At 37.9% G+C, this 19401-nt stretch carries 16 protein-coding genes; 9 read left to right on the top strand and 7 right to left on the bottom strand.

Going from position 1 to position 19401, the window contains the following annotated elements; all coding sequences use genetic code 11:
* Nucleotides 1–3 precede the first annotated feature (3 nt).
* Genes EHQ47_RS00560 through EHQ47_RS00540 form a run of 5 tightly spaced genes read left to right on the top strand, consistent with a single transcriptional unit; the run spans nt 4 to nt 7114 of the window.
* Complete coding sequence (locus tag EHQ47_RS00560) at nt 4–1305, top strand: caspase family protein (RefSeq protein ID WP_135776315.1); 1302 nt, start codon at nt 4–6, stop codon at nt 1303–1305.
* Entirely contained in the window at nt 1289–2803 is a 1515-nt protein-coding gene (locus EHQ47_RS00555; protein WP_135749350.1) for a Kelch repeat-containing protein, read from the top strand. The genes EHQ47_RS00560 and EHQ47_RS00555 overlap by 17 nt, the downstream gene beginning before the upstream one ends.
* Entirely contained in the window at nt 2790–4643 is a 1854-nt protein-coding gene (locus tag EHQ47_RS00550; protein ID WP_135776314.1) for a Kelch repeat-containing protein, read from the top strand. Before EHQ47_RS00555 ends, EHQ47_RS00550 begins: the two co-directional genes overlap by 14 nt.
* Complete coding sequence (locus tag EHQ47_RS00545) at nt 4636–6390, top strand: Kelch repeat-containing protein (RefSeq protein WP_135749348.1); 1755 nt, start codon at nt 4636–4638, stop codon at nt 6388–6390. Before EHQ47_RS00550 ends, EHQ47_RS00545 begins: the two co-directional genes overlap by 8 nt.
* A gap of 7 nt (nt 6391–6397) precedes the next feature.
* The gene (locus EHQ47_RS00540) at nt 6398–7114 is read left to right on the top strand and encodes a hypothetical protein (RefSeq protein ID WP_135776313.1); all 717 of its coding nucleotides are present in this window, start codon (nt 6398–6400) and stop codon (nt 7112–7114) included.
* Here EHQ47_RS00540 and EHQ47_RS00535 read toward each other — a convergent pair.
* From EHQ47_RS00535 to EHQ47_RS00505, 7 genes are read right to left on the bottom strand one after another with little or no spacing between them, the layout of a single operon-like run.
* Nucleotides 7111–7449 (bottom strand): nucleotide pyrophosphohydrolase, encoded by a 339-nt coding sequence (locus EHQ47_RS00535; RefSeq protein ID WP_135776312.1) that lies wholly within the window; start codon nt 7447–7449, stop codon nt 7111–7113. The genes EHQ47_RS00540 and EHQ47_RS00535 overlap by 4 nt on opposite strands.
* Nucleotides 7436–8581: a hypothetical protein gene (locus tag EHQ47_RS00530; protein ID WP_135776311.1), complete on the bottom strand. Its 1146-nt coding sequence runs from the start codon at nt 8579–8581 to the stop codon at nt 7436–7438. Before EHQ47_RS00530 ends, EHQ47_RS00535 begins: the two co-directional genes overlap by 14 nt.
* A 2-nt stretch (nt 8582–8583) precedes the next feature.
* Nucleotides 8584–10080, bottom strand: coding sequence for an MBOAT family O-acyltransferase (locus EHQ47_RS00525; protein ID WP_135749344.1), 1497 nt, complete (start codon nt 10078–10080; stop codon nt 8584–8586).
* An 11-nt stretch (nt 10081–10091) separates the two neighbouring features.
* Nucleotides 10092–11378, bottom strand: a complete 1287-nt coding sequence (locus EHQ47_RS00520) for a hypothetical protein (RefSeq protein ID WP_135776310.1) — start codon at nt 11376–11378, stop codon at nt 10092–10094.
* A gap of 15 nt (nt 11379–11393) precedes the next feature.
* Nucleotides 11394–11981, bottom strand: a complete 588-nt coding sequence (locus EHQ47_RS00515; protein WP_135749342.1) for an LIMLP_18675 family protein — start codon at nt 11979–11981, stop codon at nt 11394–11396.
* The gene (locus tag EHQ47_RS00510) at nt 11978–13021 is read right to left on the bottom strand and encodes a glycosyltransferase family 4 protein (RefSeq protein ID WP_135776388.1); all 1044 of its coding nucleotides are present in this window, start codon (nt 13019–13021) and stop codon (nt 11978–11980) included. Before EHQ47_RS00510 ends, EHQ47_RS00515 begins: the two co-directional genes overlap by 4 nt.
* 22 nt (nt 13022–13043) lie before the next feature.
* The gene (locus EHQ47_RS00505; protein ID WP_135776309.1) at nt 13044–14339 is read right to left on the bottom strand and encodes a glycosyltransferase family 87 protein; all 1296 of its coding nucleotides are present in this window, start codon (nt 14337–14339) and stop codon (nt 13044–13046) included.
* Nucleotides 14340–14402: 63 nt separating this feature from the next.
* Here EHQ47_RS00505 and queA point away from each other — a divergent pair, with 63 nt between their 5' ends.
* From queA to EHQ47_RS00485, 4 genes are all read left to right on the top strand, one after another.
* Nucleotides 14403–15443 carry a tRNA preQ1(34) S-adenosylmethionine ribosyltransferase-isomerase QueA gene (queA, locus tag EHQ47_RS00500; protein WP_135749340.1) on the top strand — a complete coding sequence of 347 codons (1041 nt, stop codon included), beginning with the start codon at nt 14403–14405 and terminating at the stop codon, nt 15441–15443.
* Between the two features lie 52 nt (nt 15444–15495).
* Nucleotides 15496–16515, top strand: a complete 1020-nt coding sequence (locus tag EHQ47_RS00495) for a hypothetical protein (RefSeq protein ID WP_135776308.1) — start codon at nt 15496–15498, stop codon at nt 16513–16515.
* Nucleotides 16475–17005, top strand: a complete 531-nt coding sequence (locus EHQ47_RS00490; protein ID WP_135749446.1) for a FlgO family outer membrane protein — start codon at nt 16475–16477, stop codon at nt 17003–17005. Before EHQ47_RS00495 ends, EHQ47_RS00490 begins: the two co-directional genes overlap by 41 nt.
* Before the next feature lie 111 nt (nt 17006–17116).
* Nucleotides 17117–19372, top strand: a complete 2256-nt coding sequence (locus tag EHQ47_RS00485) for an aconitate hydratase (protein ID WP_135749338.1) — start codon at nt 17117–17119, stop codon at nt 19370–19372.
* The last annotated feature ends 29 nt before the right edge of the window (nt 19373–19401 follow it).

Raw genomic sequence — 19401 nt, 5'->3', positions numbered from 1 at the left:
TTGATGAAATCAAAAATTCTAATATTCTTATTTTTGACTACTCCTTCTATAGTTTCCGCTGAGGGCATACCCAAAAGATTTGGGTTTGTTGTAGGAGTCAGTGAATATAGGAATTTGACTTTAGGTGACCTAAAAACCGCAAAAAACGATGCTTTGGGAATGACTAAAATTCTATTTAGTTATGGTTCTTATAACCGCATTCAAACTTTAGTGCAAGAAGGTTCCGTTAATTCTACTCCAACGAAATACAATATTCTAACAAACTTTGAAGCGCTATTGAAAGAAACAAATCCAGATGATTTGTTTATCTTTTATTTTTCGGGTCATGGTGTAGTGGATTATAACGATAAAGTATATTTACTCCCGGAAGATGCAAATCCTTCAAATCCGTTTGAGTCAGGGATTGCGGTTGAACAACTTCTCGAAATGACTCGAAATTATAAGTTGAAAAGAGTTGTCTTTTTTATTGATGCCTGTCGTAATCCGGAAGATGGAAAAGGGGAAGAAGGAAAAAAATATTTAGAAGCAGTTAGTTTTCGTGATTCTGAAATTGTTTCTGTTTTTTATTCCACAAAAGTTGGATATTCTAGTTTTGAAGATCCAAAATCAGGGTATGGGATTTTTACAAAGTACCTCATTTATGGATTAGAAGGAAGAGCTGATTCCAATTACAACGGGGAAGTATCTTATTCCGAATTATCAAACTATGTGATTTCTTCTTTGAAGGAATGGTCCAAAACCAATCAGAAATTACAAAAACCTTATACTAAGGAATATGCTGAGAAATCGGAAGATATCATTCTCACATACGCTGTCAATCCAGAGACATCTTTAACGGATGCACCTCTATTCAACCCTTACAATCCTACTTATGCATTTCGTTCCTTTTTGGTCCCCGGTTGGGGACAGTATGTTCGAGGGCAGGAAGAAAAAGGAAAAATTTATATGTCCATCTATGCGTTAGGGGTTTTGTACGCAGGATATCAGTACAATACCTATAGACAGGACAAGGCAGCCTATGAATCTGCAGTAGGAATCCCACCAAACCCTCGCATTGCAGAAACGGTGGCTCTCAATTATTATTTAATTGAACCTTACAGGCAACGGATGGAATCGTCCAGGGCTAATTTGTCGCAGGCTTTGACAGTGCTTCTCTTCCTCTGGTCGGCAAATGTGTTTGATTTTTATCTCTTGGGGCCCAATCCTAAGGAAAAGTCAGGTGTATGGCTTGATTTCAATTGGGAAAACCAAGGTTATATGGGAATTGATCGGGTTGGGAAGTTAGGATATGCAATGCATTTTTAAATTAGTTTTCATCTTATTGTTATTCCAATGTAAGATCCAAAACAAATCCCAAAATCTTTTTGATCCGACAACACTTTCGGGTGGTTCTGTCGCTGTTTTATCTTCTTTGGTATTTCAAGATGGGATACAAATCACCACTAGATACCAACCGAATGACTATCCATCTTTTGTAAAAACAGAGATTTTGGATTTAGATTTAGATAAACCTGTTTCTTCACATTTTAACAAAAAACACTTTTATGTGTCAGAAAATTATAAAGACGACTTAGTTCTTAGAGATGTTTTTCCTCTATCCGAATCAAAAGTGCGCGTATTGTTTTCTGTTTCTTCTCGGTCTGAATGGAGAGAACCTATCATTCTATACATTCAAAAACCTGAATCACTTACGGAGTATGCATTTAACGGGAAAATATTGGAATTCAAATTTCCTTATCCACGTTATATCGGGAACATTTCAGAAGCGAAAGGTCAAATTACAACACAGCGTTTGTTAGATGGTAGAATCTTATTGGTTGGAGGAGTTTCTGTTGCGGGGAATACCTTGGCAACAGTAGAAATTCTGAATCCTGATACAGGGACAACTGTTTTGTTTCCTCCTTTAAACCAAAGTTTGATGGGGATGGCGATTTGTGCTAATTCCGATGGGACTGTGTATGTTTCCGGAGGGAAAACAATTGTTGGCTCCCCAACAGTCAATACTCAATTCAGCAATAAAATTTATAAAATCAATGGAACAAATCAAACAGTGGAAGAACTTCCTTTTGCGATGCAGAAGCGGAGGTATGGACATTCGATGGTATGTTTGAGTAACGGTGATTTGTTGGTTTCTGGAGGTCAGTTCCAGGTAGGTACGGATCATACTGCAATCACTAACGATCATGAGTATGTTTCCATACAAAATGGAAACACAACCGTGTTGAATTCTTCGGCGAACTTTCCGATGAATACAATATTTCATTTTGCCGAGTATGATTCATTCAAACAGCGGATCCTATTTTTCGGAGGTAAGGATCGTACTGACCCGTTTGCTGCTTATTCGAATTCCATTAGTACATTAGATTTGAATTCCCAAGTTCTCAGCACATTGCCTTCTGTTTTTTCGACGGCTAGATCTAATGTAACGAGTATGATCTTGCCAGGGAATGACCGATTGGTTTTGGGTGGGGTAATGGGTGGTGGTGTTGGCTCTCGGAGTATTGATTCTTGGAATGAAACTAGTTCCACAAGCCAAACCAATGGCTTTACAAGCAGAATGAAAAATGGGAGTTCCATTACAAAGTTTTCAGATTCACAAGTTTTGTATACCGGCGGTGTTGATACATATTATAAGTCCGGTATTTTGGAACTTTATGATCACATTGAAAAGAAAAACTTTGTTGTTGATACGATGATGAATGCACGTTCAGAACATACTGCAATTCAAACAAATAGAGGTATCATCATATTCGGAGATTCTGCTTTGACGGATACAAGGGTTGAGTTGTATGGGAAAGATTAAGTTCATTCTGCTTCCCTTATTTTTGGTTTCTTGCCAACTCAGTTCGGGAAAAAATACTTTTGATCCAAACTCACCAACAAATTTAGGTTTGTTTTTGTTAGGTGCAGAATCTGTAGTCAACTTGGAATTTTCAACCAATCGGGTGCAACCCGGTGGGACTATTTATATTTCTACAAATCACGATTTTACTTCGAAGGTAGATGGATTACGTTTGCCAATTTCTGGTGTAGGAGTGAATCCCATATCTCAGGTGATCCCTCGTAGCCGATACTTATATGAAGTTCGTATGAAACCAGGAATTACTTCCGGTAAGTTCAGTGTTAATTTAAAAGATTATTATTTGAACGAATCACTTCTAGTGAATCCAGCAAACTTTGAATTCGAAATAGATTCCCAACCACCGGTACTTGAGCTCCGCACTGGAAATGCAATCGATATCTCTGAATTACAATCTGGTTTTTTGGATATCATTTCTAATGAAGAAATTGTCTGGGAAGGAAAACTTTCTCAGGTTACTTTATCAGGAACTGCAAAAAATACCCTTGTTGTATCAGATATTATTGTATCTGAACGTAACATTCGTTTGTTGTTTGCTGGAGATCCAAATTCAAATGGGGGAATCCTTACAATTTCTTTTAGTGGAGTTAATGATAAGGCTTCCAATTCACAGGGAACTGTGATGGTCCCTGTGAATGTGTTTGCATTCAAAAGTGGCCCCAACCTAAACGTTGCGAGAAGGTCTTGCGTTGGGATTGAGCTTGATGATGGAAGAAGACTTGTTTTGGGTGGAAGGGCAAAAAAAGATGTTTTGATCAACGGGAATGGAACACTCAGCCATTCTGAGTTTTATAACTCGGTTACTAAACTATTTTTGCCTGCTCCTGACATGGTCTACCGCCGCCAAGAATTCGACGTTGTCAAATTACAAGATGGCAGATTGTTCGTATCAGGTGGGTTTGGTGGTAAGGTTGGCGACCCATCGAATGGAAGTTTAGCATCGACAGAAATTTATGATCCAGTAACCAATGTTTGGATAGAAGGTCCATCTCTAACAACTCCCCGCCAGTTACATAAGATGACTTTGCTTCCCAATGGTGATGTTTTGGTTGTGGGCGGACTCAGTCCATTTAAACCATTCCAATCTATTGCAATGGTAGAATTGGTTCATATCACCAATCATCCAGCTACCATGACTGTTGAAACCATTGGAAATTTAGCGGATCCTCGTGGTAAACATGCACAGATTTTGTCGCATTCTTCGGGTAAGGTGGTGATTTTCGGTGGTGAACGTTCTGATGTAACGGGACCAATGCCAAATGATTTTAATGCATATGCTTTGGATTCTATCGCCTTATACGATATTAATTCGAAAACTTTGACAAATTCATCTGCAAAACTATATAAAAGATTTAATCATTTTGTGCATGGTTTGACAAATGGTGAAATTTTAATTCTTGGTGGGATCAATTCAAGATTTGATACAAGCCAACCTGTCCTTCGAGCACAAATTTATAACCCTGCGAACGATACAATTCGAGACCATAAAAACCTTTTATTTGGAAGAGAGTGGGGATCTTCCTTTGTTTTTCCATATGGCAAAGACCAACTCATTGTAGCAGGTGGTTTGGAGTATCGCACAGTCAATGGTTCTACATTCGACTCCATCCATGATACAGAGTCTTGGTCAGAATCAATCAATCGTTTTTATATGACTAGTCGGTCTTTGAATGCTCGTTGGGAAGGATGTGAAATCCGTTATTCGTCGACCGGCGGTGGAATGATTCTTGGTGGTCGGATCGGTGATATTATTGGAAATACGGAGGAATACAGCTTTGAATAAGATGTTTGTCCTTTCGTTTCTTTTTTCTATTGGATGTATGTTTCCAGCAGAGTATCAAAATGTATATGATCCGAAATCCACGAGTGGTCTCTTTTTAAGTGCATTTTTATATTCAACACCTTTTAGTTGTTCAGATAGTGCTAATGCTAAATCTCTCGGCAGTGTCGATCAGGTTTTGTTACAATGCAATCGAGAGCTTGCAAACATAGATACGGTTTATCTCGCAGAAGCAAACCAAGGTGTTTTTTCGAATATTAGTTTTACGAAGATAGATAGGGATCGGCTTTTTGTGAAGTTTGATCCATTGACTGATGATGGTCAGTATGAATTGGTTTTGTCAGGTGTTGTTTCTAACTCAGGTGAAACTTTAGAGGATGATAAACTCTCCATAGTCATTGATACCAAAGTTCCTACTGTTTCTCTCTCCGGATACATTCCAATCACCGACTATACATTTTTTTCACCTAGATATTGGGATTTTGTTAGTTCAGAACCTTTGGAACATTTTGGTCCTCCCATACTGAGTGGCCCTCTTGCTTCCTCAGTTGTCCTTAGATCTGTACAAAAAATTAATGAAACTACATACAGAGTGTACTTTGAGACCAACTTTTCTTCTAATAACCCAGGTTCTTTGACTTTGCAGTTTTTGAATTCAAAAGATAATGCATCGAATGTAGTTTCAAATAGTTTGACGGTCCAGTTCATTGGTCTTGTCTCGGGCCCTAATTTGCATTTTGGCAGATTTGAGTTTGATGCCTTTAAAAATGCAAATGAAGATGTGATTGCCATTTATGGAGGATCGTCTACTGCAGAAATTCTTCGAAAAGGTTCTTCTGGTTTTACACTCACGAATCCAAGTTTGCCTGTGATTGCCCGGGGTGAACGTGGTGTGATGTTGGATGGAAAAAACCTTCTGATTACTGGAGGGATCCAACTAGCAAATGCTTATGCCCTCAGTTCAAGCTATGTATTTGATACTGATGCTGCAACAATCACACCTACTGGAAATATGAATGAACCTCGACATCTACATAATATTGTGAAACTCCAAGATGGAAAAGTAATCGTTTTAGGTGGGATTCGAGACTTTGTTCCAGTGGCACCAAATTATTTTACCTCTTTGAATACGGCAGAAATTTATGATCCAGCTACTGGTGTCTTTACAGCGGTAGCCAATCGAATGATGACAGCAAGATCGTTTTCTTGTTCTGTTTTACTTGATGATGGTCGTGTATTTGTGATCGGTGGAACCGATGGGATATTTGCTCCGAAAGACACAACGGAGTTCTTTGATCCAAACACACAAACATTTTCCTGGGGCCCCACGTTACCTGTTCCTGTTGGTGCTTTGAAATGTATGAAACTAACAGATGGAAATGTTCTGATTTATGGAGCACAGTTATCAAATCTAAACAACTCGACTATGTTATACGATTATTCTCGGAATCAAATATTTACAGTTGCAAATTCTAAATTTCGTAGAGAGTGGAGCATCGCATCAGAATTACCCGATGGTGGGATTCTATTTTATGGTGGTGCCTATCGTTATAACACAAGTGAGCCAAGTCGAATTATAGAAAAACTTGATTATGCGAAGAGTAATAATTTCTTCGATATGGGAATGGCCAAGTATAGCGTTTCAAAACATAGTGGTGTCAAGTTTTCAGATGGCACTTTGTTTTTTCTTGGTGGAGAAACCGGGGGAATCGCTAATTTAGGAACCGATTACTACGGTTTATCAAATTAAAGTTTATATGCCACATGATAACGGTCGCATTTACGGATCCTTTAAAAAAATTTGTATTCCAGAGCTTGAATTAAAAAAAGAAGCAGAGCTCATTGGACCAAACTTACTTTCTTTAAAGACGGATTGGGAAGCAGGTCATATATCCGACAGTTTACTTACTTTTCAATTAGTGTTACTTTATTTAGAAAGAAGGGTCAAACGACATCCTTTTCTGCGGATGGGGAAACCGTTACCGAACCGCAACGAATCTAAAGAATTTTTGGAAGTTGTTCGATTCTATGGAATGCCCGATACCGTACGATTTGCACTATGGAAATGGCATATAGGTGAATGGGATATCCGTCTTATCAATTATAATCCAAGTTCGCTGGAAATGTTAGAATCACAAAGTTTAGGTTATCGTTATTCAACAATTAGTTGGGATGACGCGATTAGCGGAAGTTTGGTAGAAGGAAAAAGGGATGCTTTTGAGCACCTTTTGCATGATTTAGCCCATGCTTATATGTTTTTTCGTAAGGATTATGATTTTGAAGGCCAAAAACAATTTTTCCAAAAAATGTATTTTGAATATCCGCAATATGAATCAGCTTTAGAAACAAATCCAATTTTTAGAACTAAGTTTGACTATTGTATTTCAGATATGAATTCGCATCCTGCTCATCTTTCTGCTTATTGGAATGCAATTCGAAGGGAAGCGGGAATACCCACTGAAACCAATGGTTAAAGTTTAGGATTGTTTTTGTGGCGATTTAAGTCGCGTTTTGTGTTTTTCTGGATGGTGGTTTGAATCACATCTTGGAGTGAGATCCCCATTTGGTTTGCTAAACATGTTAATACAAATAAGATATCACCAATTTCATTTGGAATGGTGTCTGCTGATTCACCAGATTTGAAGGACTGGTCTCCAAACTTTCTTGCCATAAGTCTGGACAGTTCTCCCACTTCTTCCATAAGAATTGCTAAGTTTGTAAGTTCAGAAAAGTATCTTACTCCAATTGTTTGAATCCAATCGTTTACCTCCGATTGTAATTGGTTTAAGGTAATATCAGCGTTTTCCAATTTTTTTCTCCAATTCCTTCGCAAGAATTTTGGTAAACTCTTTCATACCGGCTTCGTTTAAATGGATCAGGTCAAAACAATATTTTCCATTTGTTTCACCAAGAGAGTCTTGGAGATCCATTTCATCCAAAGTTTGGTGAGGTGCCAATGCTTCTGAAAGGCCATCATGCCAAACTTTCATTCTACCTTCATTGTTTACTTTTCTGATTACATTTGAGTATGGTGCAAAGACATTGATGATATGGATGTCTCGATTTGCGATATAATCATACATTTTTTTTAATCTTCTAAAATATCGTTTTGTATCCTCTGTTGCGTTGGATTCTTGTGGGACTATACTTGCAATTCCACAAGTTTCAAATAACATACGTCTATGGTCAGGATTCGACGCCTTAGGGATTTCAAGAGGAAGATGGAGTGCCAATCGATTCAAACAATCGTCCACACTTTTTAATTGGTATTCGTCAATGGATTCAGGATGGTCGTTTTCATAATCCCAAGCATTCAAGTTAGGATTTTTATTTCTTCTTGAGATTGTCTTTAGTCTTTCGTTAAAGTTAATTACAAAATCAGATAGATCTTTGCGATAAGCGACAGATTTAAAGGTGAGAAATAAATAGTTCGAAAAAGTTAGGTCATATTCAAAATTTAAAACTGTTGGGATGGCTTTAAAATTTCCAAGTTCAGATAACATTGCCATTGTGGGATCAACAATATATTTTCTATCTACCCAAGGCATTCCAGGTTCCATCACGTGGAGGATAATTTTTACATTTGGAAATTTATCTAAGTATTCTTCCAGAATTCGATGTTGGACAACCAACTCCGAACCACGAACGGCAATGGATTGCGTTTTCCATCCAGACTTTTGAAGTTCTTCATTCAGAATCCGAATGCTTATTCCTTCAAATGCAACAGAAGTTCCCACAATTAAAATGTCAGGATCCAACACATCTCTTTTCGATACTACATGTTCTGTTACACGGTTGATATTAGAAGCATAGGAATTTTTCTTTAAAAAAGGTTTATAAAAGCCAACCTGAAGAATACATTCCAATGCGATTAAAATAAATAAGGATAAAAGAATCTTTTTATCGGTAAAAAACGAAATGGTTTCTTTTAGTAAGCTCATAATTAAAATTGAAAGTAGAGAAAGTTCTGACTTTCAGTGACTCCAAAAAGTAATAATAATAATACGTTTACAATAACAAAGGTTGTGTATTTTAACCAACTTCCTGTGAGAAGGGTAGGAATTTGTCTTTTTGAAAAAACATAACTTGCAGTGAAACAAATCACAAGTAAAATCCCGAATCGGTAATTTGACCAACGAGTGAGAGGGGCAACAGAATCATTCAAAAAAACAAGTGCTTTCATCATCGGAATGGCTTTTTCCATTGTTTCTGCTCGAAACATAATAAAACCAAATGCCAAACAGAACATGGTGAAAATACGGGCCAAAAGGTCGTACACTCTTCCACCTTTGTTGTTCAAAAATTTTGCAACTTTCGTATCTCCGTAGAATTTATGTGAAAGTAACATTGTGCCCTGCCAAATTCCCCATCCCACATAGTGGTAAGCTGCTCCGTGCCATAATCCAGCAAATAACCAGGTGATCATAATATTTCGGATATACATGATTACGCTTACTCTCGATCCGCCTAACGGAATATAGATGTAGTCTCTGATCCAAGTTGAAAATGAAATATGCCACCTGGACCAATGGTCTGCAATGTTTCGACAAGACATAGGAAAGTTGAAGTTTGGATTAAATTGGAATCCAAATAATCTGGCCACTCCGATAGCGATATCTGTATAACCGGCAAAGTCAAAATAGATTTGCCAACCAAATGCCAAAGCTCCAGTCCAAATTTCAATAGAGTTTAAGTTCTGGTAATTTGCAAAGGTTGAATCGACAACGCGTGCTAGGTTGTCAGCAAAAACAATTTTTCTTGTGAAGCCAATCAAAATTAGTGCAAAAGCGGCATCAATGTTTTCTTTGTATACCCCTAGACGAAAGTCTAAGTCGCGGAAAAAAGTTTCTGCACGGACAATTGGACCTGCAACCAGTTGCGGGAAAAACGCAACATATAGGGCAAAATCTAAAAATGATTTTCTTGCTTCAATTTTACGATTATAAACATCGATGGTATAACTCATCGACTGAAATGTATAAAAAGAAATTCCTACAGGAAGAATGATGTTTTGTTTAGGGAATTGATAAGATCCCAAAAGATGGATGTCATTGATCACTCCGAGTAAAAAATCAGTGTATTTGAAAAAGCCAAGGGTTCCAATATTTACTACAAGAGATAATACCAGTAACCATCCTCTGGCACTATCGCCATCTTGTTTTTCTTCAATCAATCTTGCTGCAAAGTAGTCGATGATGGTTGAAAAAATTAAAATAAAAACATACGGATTAATTTTAAAATCACAATAGAGTCTATCGGTATAAAACTTTAACCCTTCAGTTGCCATGCCTGTGCAGGATATGGAAGAAGGTTGCCAAGCCATGTAAAAGTAATAACTGGTAAGTAAAAAAAAGAGTTTTTGCCAGCGATTCTTTAGAATGTTTCCTACAATGATCGTTACAAAAAAGAAAACTAAAAATTCAAAAGAGTTAAATAACATTTGTTTGGTTCCTAACGGTAAATTGATTCTTCGGCTAACTTCTCAACAGGTCCTTGGATTCCTTCGGTATATCCAAATTTTGGACCAATGGATCTAGGAAGTGTGGAGAAGGTAAAATTTGTACTGAAGTAAAATAGAAATAAAACAAGATAGATGGTATGAAGGATGGCCTTAGAAAACTTTGGTAACATAGGTATGGATAGGGATTGCAAAGTATAAGAGTTAAGGATCCAAAGTGCGATCGTAGTCCCGACCCAAAATTCAAAAAAATACCCTTCCCACCATGTGTAAAATCCGATGGATGGAATGATCCAAAACAACATTACCAATAGTTCTTGTTTGTATCGGGCCCACATAGTACGGAAATTCAAAATTCCCAGACACAAACTAAAAATCCAGAATAAAAGATTTAAATTGTAGGGGAGGTGTTTGGGGTTCTGGAAGTTAAATAGGTTCACACGAAATTTAGGAATGACGTTCTGGAATACAAGGAAGGCATCTCCTATCCCTCGATAGAAGTAGAGAACATAATTTTTTTCTTCTCCAAGGCTAGTCCCCCAGCGATTGATGGCCGCATAAAGGAACATCCAAAAGGAAAAATGTTTTTCATCGATTGGTCCAAGGCCTCGTTTTAAAATGATAAATCCAACAAACAAATAAGATAGAATCGTTGCCATTCCTAAACAGGTCAGGTACAGAAAGATGGTTCTAAGTTTTTTACCAAAACTTCTGTTTGGCGAAAGAAACACTGCCATAGGTACCATTCCAAAATGAATGACATTCGATTGATGAAAGTAGATACTAAAGAGTTGGATGAACCATAAAATGATGAGATGTTTTGTTTGTAACCCTTCCCTAAGATAATAAATTGTATATAAAAATAGAAGAGCCATCAAACAAGAATGAATGAGTGGTGTGTCGTTATGCAAACTATAGAACCAAAACGCTTGGCTAACTTGGATGACAAGAGCTAGGATGATTCCAAGAAGTAGATCTTTATATAATTTGTAATAAACCCAAATAAAAAGCCCTAAAAAAAATAATGAAAAACTGAGAATCCGCAATCTTAAAAAGAACATAATGTCCGTTGTTGGATATATAGAACGAATCATTTTCCAATAGAGTAGACCTGATGATTCAAAACCTAAATGGTGTGGGTTAAAAAAAGCAGATTCTACTCGATCCTTTTGGATATTAAGTGCATAGACACAAGAATCCCAGTCAAAGGCCCGAGACAGGTATCTAAGATGGAACAAAAAAAGGAAAAGTAATAAAAGTAGAATGAATAACTTTTTCAAGAATCAGATTCCGGTTTAACGATTCAAAACTCGATTCACGATGATTTTATTTTTTTTGTAAGGGAAAAAGAACGGAGTGGTAAGTAAGGTTTTCCCGTCCTTTTCCCAAATCATTCGATTGCAACCAAAGTAATCGCTAAACCCACCATGCTCATATCCCAATTGAATTTCATTGGTTCCAAAGTTGACTTTGATTAGCTTTTTTCCGAATCCAAACCTTTGGATTTGCCAAATTTCATTTTTTACAAAAACCGTTCTTTTGTTCCATTTGTTTAAAAGGCGGCTAACGTCGATTAGTAGAGATATGGTTATGTAAAAATAGACAAATGCGGAAAGATAATGATAATATCTTAGTTCGTCTAAAAAAGGAATTTTTAAAACTTTTGTGATTTCTAACACTCCGACGAACCAGAAAAAAAACTTTCCTAGATAAAACGCGTATGGAAGGCTATAAACAAAAAACAGAACGACTGCTGTGATCAATAAAAGAGATGGGATAGGATTTATCGTTAATTCATCATATAACGAAGTTCCAAAATAAGCAGTTTCCCTTTTGCTTTGGATTTCTTTCCATTTTGATATCCATTTGTTTAGAAATTTCATAAAAAAATTACCTCTTCTATTTTTTTAGCTGTTTCTTCCCATGTCCATTGTTTGGCGGGAAATTTTGGAGACCTGACTTTTTTAGGTCCTGACATTAGTTCGAAGGTTTGAGTCCAAACCTCTGTTTGTTTCGGTGGGACAAAAAGGTCACATTTTTCAGATAATATCTCTTTAAAAACGGGAATATCAGATGCAACACATCGTTTGTCTTCTAACATGGCTTCCAAAAGAGGTAATCCGAATCCTTCGTGTAAAGAAGGAAAGAAAAACGCCTTACATTGTTTAAATGCTTCTGCCAAAGTGGAGTCGTCAGGTTTTTCCAAAAACTGAATGCCTTGTTTTTGAATTTCTGGGTCATTTAGTTTTTGGTATAACAATTCACCTTCTTCTCCCCATCCCCTTCGGCCAAGAATGAGTAAAAAATTTTTATCTTTTGGGTGTTTCTTTTTGAATTCTAAAAATGCGTCTACCAGGCGATTGATATTTTTTCTTGGTTCTAAAGTTCCTACTGTTAGGAAGAAATCTTTAGGAAAATTAGTTTTTACTTTTCCCGTTTTTTGTTTGGATACACCCGGATAAACAACTATACATTTTTTTTCGTAAGTTGGATTGAATGCGGTAATTTCTTCTTTTGTGTTTTTAGATAAACAAAAAATTTTGTCCGCATGTTTCATAGTGATCGGTGACAAAAGTTTATGTTGTATGTAATTCCATTTCGCCATTGTCTCTGGGGCTGAGATAAAGTTTAGGTCATGGTAATTTACATAACTTGGAATGGGAAGTTTCCGAAACGGTAACATTTGAATGGTGCCCCAAAAAACTTCAATTCCATCTTTCTTTAAACGTTTTGGAAGGATAAAATTCAAATAGATTGGTCCTGGAATTTTTTTAGGTTCTAGGACTTCTTTTGTATTTGGACCTAATAAATCCCGAAAAACGGGATGAATGGGTTTGTTCGTATATAAAAAGAATTCTTTTTCTTTATGTTTCGGCAGAATGATTTTTAATACTTCTGCCAAGTATCTTGAATTCCCCGTCATTCCATAAGCAAGGGGCCTCGCATCAATGCCGATTTTCTGTTTCATGGAATGCAAACCTTACGATGTAGAAGTATAAGAAACTAGTTGTATAAAATAAGATAGAGAACATAGATAGTGTTGCTTCTAATTTTGTTCCAACAAAGGTTCGATGGGCAATCAGTGGTAAACTTAGGATCACAAACAGAATGTATAATTCCTTTTTGTTATCTATTTTGTTTGTTACTACTTGATTCAAAATAAAATAAACGGGAATTAAACAAATTACAAAGCTATGAACCCAGCTAATTCCACTAAAGAGTGCAGAAACTAAAAACAAAAGAGAAACAATTTCCCATTTTTTGTTTTTCTTTCTCCATAGTAACAATAGTGGAACTCCAAATAGAATCATAAACACAAGTTGAATTAATTTTAAAGTGGGTAAGGACAGATTTACAAATGGCATCGAGTAAGTTGGTTGGTTGATCATATCTGCACCAGACACAAAATATTTAGCCAAAGTAGAACTTAAGGATTGGTTGTTTTTCCAAGAACGAAGCAGGGGATTACTGAACGCATTTCCTAAAATTTCGCGGAGCCATTCTGATGTCATCTGAATGGTATAATCCCAATGATACAAAAGAGGAATTGCATTCCAAACAATCATACCAACTAAAAACCAAAAGATTCGTTTGTATTGTTTTTCGTAGACAAAAACAAATAAAAAAACAAGAGGAGTGATTTTGATGCTAACGGCAAGGGCCAATAAAAAACCACTCAACCAATGAGATCGTATCGTAATTGCAACGAAGATGAGTAGGATGAGAAGAAGTCCCACCTGGTTATTTTGGATATGGCTTTCTAAAAATCTAAAATTGAAAATCAGGGAGGCAATAAGAATCAAAAAAGGATATTTGGAGTGTCTTAGGTTTAGTTCTTTATTTTGGAATAATAAGTAAAGGATTCCAAACAAAGAGATCCAACTCAGAATTTCAAAGACAAGGGCAGCCCCTGGTTCACTGAGATAGGTAAATGGAATGAGTAAAAAAGAAAACAAAGGAGGGTAGATATAGGTTGCGGTTTCGTTTTGGAGAGCCGAAAGCAAATGGAGATTTTCTGGTCGGAAAAGATCTTCCATTGATTTGATTTTGGTTTGGAGTTCAAAAGCAACATCAAACCTGTAGAGATTTTCACCTGTTTCCCAGCGTTCCGCCGCATGGTAATAATCTAAAAAATCCGACTTTTGTTTGGACCTGGAAACGGAGAGGACAAGGAGAACCAAAAGTAAGAGGCTCAGAATCCATTTTCCACGTTTCTCAACGGTTTCGAAAAATTTCCACATAGTTCTCCTACCATTCCCAATATTTCTGGTTAATTGACAAGGTTTTCCCAAGGCTATCTATAGATGGATTTTTTAAACGAATTCGATTTCCACCTTCCTGAAGAGCAGATTGCTAAATTTCCCTTAGAAAATAGGGACGAGTCGCGTCTCCTTGTGGTGGATCGTGCCCAATCAAAATTTTGGGAAGCACCTTTGTTTCGAGACATCACAACCTTGGTTCGGCCAGGTGATATTTTTGTATACAATGAGACAAAAGTATCTTATCGGCGTGTGTTTCTACAAGTGGAATCAGGTAGAATCCATGAATCGATTTTTTTAGAACCACAAGACAATCAAAACCAAACTTGGTTGTGTATATTAAAAAATAGGGCAAAGCTAAAGTTAGGTGATAGGTTATCGCCAGTGGGTTTTCCCAACTATCAGTTTGTTTACCAAGGCCCGAAAGAAGAACTTTCTTTTCTAGGCTCCGAGTTGACAATTTCTGATTCCGATTTTGAAATTTTTGGAAATATTCCAATCCCACCTTATCTCAAACGGAATGTAACAGAAGAAGACAAGCTGAGATACCAAACGATTTTTGCCAATCGATCAGGATCGGTTGCGGCACCTACCGCTGGCCTTCATTTCACCGAAGAGTTAAAAAATACTTTCCGAACACTTGGTGCCGAGTTTTTGCCAGTGGAACTACAAATTGGTTATGGGACATTTCGTCCTTTGACCACCGAACAATGGCAGACTAAAACTCTACACAGTGAGAAATACTTAGTTTCTGAATCCACAGCAACTAAGTTAAACGATGCAAGAAAAGAGGGAAGGCGGATTATCGCTGTCGGAACCACAACACTCCGTGTTTTAGAAACTGTTTTTGATTCTCAACTACAGAAATATAAGGTAGGATCAAGTCAAACTGACATCTTTTTGTCGCCAGGTGACAAGATTGATTCTGTGCAAGGTTTGATTACGAACTTTCATTTGCCCAAGTCGAGTCTCCTCCTTCTTGTCAGCGCCTTTGCTACGACTCAACTTGTGTTGGATTCTTATCGGTATGCATTGAAGAACGGGTTTCGTTTTTATTCCTATGGGGATTCAATGTTCTTATTTTAAAAATAGATTTACATTCTTTGGAAATTGGGAAATATGTTTCTACAGTTTCTTTATGTACTCCCCGAAATCTTCGGTATATGTTTCCCTTTTCTCTGGTTTAGGTCTTCTTGGAGTTGTTTTGATCGCTCCTATCAAAGAGTCTGCCGTCAGAGAATTAGAGCCTCCCCACTCATTAGAGTTAGGGGAAGAATATTTGCGTACAACTCCTGTCAAAATAAACTTAAAAAAAGGAACTCTCGGTAATTTAGAATATTCGAATCATCTAAAATCTCTTTCTTTGGGATTCCTAACAAGATCTGAAAAAAATGGAAACAATCCTCTCGAAGGAAATCCAAACTCCAATTCCGGAAACAAATTGGAGTTTGATCTTTCTCCTCCCTCTATTAATGTCTGGGATGCAAAACAAAGTGGTGAACCATCATTAGCGCAACCAATTCCTGTGGCACCAATTCATCCTTCTGCAACCATGATCTTTCGTCAGATGGATACCAATAGGAGATTGTTGGTTGATCCCAAACAACTCTATGAATACCAGGGAAGTTTTTCACCGGCACAGTTTCTCAAAGTACAAACCTCTGTCTATCAAGTGAAAACGGAAAATCCAGTAACGGCCTATGGTGCGGAAGGTGGAAAGTTTTCTTTTTTTTTTGGCAGTGATAAAGTCCAACTAAATGTTAAATATAATTATGTAAATGCAAAACCCGGAACCTATGCCAATGGGCAAACGGGATTTTCGCCGGCCCAAGACATTGCCTCTCTCGGTTTTATCTTTTTTCTGGGTTCTTCTAAGAACTATTCTCTTTATGTTGGGAATCAAATTTTTAATGTCTTTAACGACCCTTGGTTGCAAATAAAAGACCAAAATGGACGTTCTCCTGAGACTTTTGCTGCCAGTTTCCGTGGTAAAAATCCTGGAAAATTAAAAACTACTTTTTTTCTTAATTTTCAGAACCAGTTTTATAAAGACGGTATGCTAATTGGGGTTCCCGGTGGTTTTATGTACGGGAATGGGTTTAATGGAAAATCGTTTTATGAATATGTTACCTCACTTGGGATGGAACTTGCGTTTTAAAAAAATAGTTTTTGTTTTGATTTTATTTAGCTTTAGCGCTTGTTATTTGGGAGAAGAAAGAGAGTCCAAACCCCAGAAAAAAACCGTTCCCCCTCTCGAACAACTGGCCCTATCTCTCTCAGAAAAAGGATTTTATTTCCAACCACAAAGGCTTGTTGTTTTAACTTTTTTAGACCATGAAGGTAAAAAAAGTCCCTACGGCGAAATCCTTGCAGAAAAACTAACCACTGAACTTGTAAAAAAAGATAGATTCCAAATCCTAGACCGCTTGGCCAATGAAAAGGTTTTAAAAGAAGCTGGACTTGGTTTGGATGTTCCCACTGACACGGCCACCTTGCGGAAAATAGGCGATGTTTTGAAACTGGATGTCATCATCACGGGAATTGTGACACCATACCAAGACGGAGTTTTTGTCAATACCAGACTAATCGAAATCAAATCAGGTCTCATCCTCAAAGCGGATGAAGTTTATGTCCGTATTGACGGCTAAAAAAGATACTGGTTCTCACAAGTGACCCAAATTTACTGATTTTACTACTTGTAGTTTAATTTTCGATTGATTCCCTTTTTTCCTGCGGTCTGATAGGTATAAGAGGTTCAGATGGCATTTGATATAGAAATGATTGCGGCGCGTTATTCCAAAATGGAAGCGGCCATCGCACAAGCCAGGAAGGTAGTGGGTCGACCCCTCACACTTACAGAAAAGATTTTATACAACCACCTTTGGGATGGAAATCCAACAAAGAGTTTTGGTCGCGGTGTCGACTACGTTGACTTTGCACCAGACCGTGTGGCGATGCAAGATGCAACAGCGCAAATGGCGCTTCTCCAATTTATGCAAGCTGGTCGTAAAAAAGTAGCGGTTCCCTCCACCGTTCACTGTGACCACTTAATCACGGCAAAAGACGAATCCGGTGTGGATCTTGGTATTGCTGTCAAAGAAAACAAAGAAGTTTATGATTTTTTATCCTCCGTTTCTAATAAGTATGGAATTGGTTTTTGGAAACCAGGTGCTGGTATCATCCACCAAGTGGTTTTAGAAAACTATGCTTTCCCAGGTGGGATGATGATCGGAACCGACTCCCATACAGTAAACGCTGGGGGACTGGGAATGGTCGCCATCGGCGTTGGTGGAGCTGACGCTTGTGATGTGATGGCAGGTCTTGCTTGGGAACTCAAGTGGCCAAAAGCCATTGGTGTCAAACTCACTGGAAAGCTAAATGGTTGGACATCAGCAAAAGATGTAATCTTAAAAGTAGCAGGAATTCTCACTGTAAAAGGTGGAACTGGTGCGATCGTAGAATACTTTGGACCAGGTGCGGAAGCCCTCTCTTGTACGGGAAAAGGTACAATCTGTAACATGGGAGCAGAAATTGGTGCAACCACTTCTACTTTTGGTTACGATGAATCCATGGAACGTTACTTAAGATCCACTAACAGAAGTGATGTGGCAGATCTTGCTAACAAATACAAAGCTCACTTAACAGCTGACCCAGAAGTGTATGCCGATCCTTCCAAATACTTTGACCAAGTGATTGAAATTGATCTCAACACCTTAGAGCCTTATGTAAATGGTCCATTCACTCCAGACCTTGCGACTCCTATTTCTAAAATGAAAGAAGAAGCGGCAAAAAATGGTTGGCCACTCAAGGTGGAAGTGGGTCTTATCGGATCTTGCACTAACTCCTCTTATGAAGATATCTCAAGAGCTGCCTCCCTTGCCAAACAAGTGGCAGCAAAAGGTCTTAAAACCAAAGCTGAGTTTACCATCACTCCAGGATCGGAACTAGTTCGTTATACGATCCAAAGAGACGGGTTCATTGATTCCTTCCATAAAATTGGAGCTAAAGTTTTCTCTAATGCTTGTGGGCCTTGTATTGGAATGTGGTCTCGTGTGGGTGCAGAAAAAAAGGAAAAGAACACCATTGTTCACTCCTTCAATCGTAACTTCCAAGCCCGCCAAGATGGAAACCCAAACACTTATGCTTTTGTGGCTTCTCCAGAAATCACAACGGCTCTTGCCATTGCGGGAGACTTAGGGTTCAATCCGCTCACCGACACTTTAACCAACGAAAAAGGGGAACAAGTAAAATTGGACCCACCTACTGGGGAAGAACTCCCTAATAAAGGTTTTGCGGTTGAGGATGCAGGTTTTGTGGCACCGGCGGCAGATGGATCAGGGGTCCAAGTGATTGTTGATCCAACATCCACAAGATTACAACTTCTTGCTCCATTCAAAGCTTGGGAAGGAACAGATCTCAAAGGTCTAAAACTACTCATCAAAGCCAAAGGAAAATGTACAACAGACCATATTTCAATGGCGGGTCCTTGGCTTAAGTTCCGTGGTCACTTGGATAATATCTCCAATAACCTTCTCATTGGTGCTACGAACATCTTCAATAGTAAAACCAATGAAGTGAAAAACCAACTTACCGGAAACTACGAACCGGTTCCGCAAACCCAAAGAGCTTACAAAGCACAAGGGATTGGATCCATTGTGGTAGGTGACGAAAACTATGGAGAAGGTTCTTCTAGGGAACATGCTGCGATGGAACCAAGGCATTTAGGTGTGAGAGCGGTTCTTGTAAAATCGTTTGCTCGGATTCACGAAACCAACTTGAAAAAACAAGGGATGTTGGCTTTGACTTTTGCAAACAAAGATGACTACGATAAAATCCAAGAAGATGATGTGATTGATATTGTAGGACTCACAAGTTTTGCAGAAGGGAAACCACTCACTCTTGTTCTCAATCATAAGGATGGGAAAAAAGATGAAATTTCTGTGAACCATACTTACAATGCGCAACAAATCGAATGGTTCAAAGCAGGTGCTGCTTTGAATTTGATGAAAGCGTAGTAACGAATCTTTCGAATGGTCGCCAGGTG

This window comes from Leptospira bourretii (assembly GCF_004770145.1).
GTDB lineage: Bacteria > Spirochaetota > Leptospiria > Leptospirales > Leptospiraceae > Leptospira_A > Leptospira_A bourretii.
Note: the sequence above shows the minus strand (reverse complement) of the source record. Positions and strands in the feature narration are given on the sequence as shown.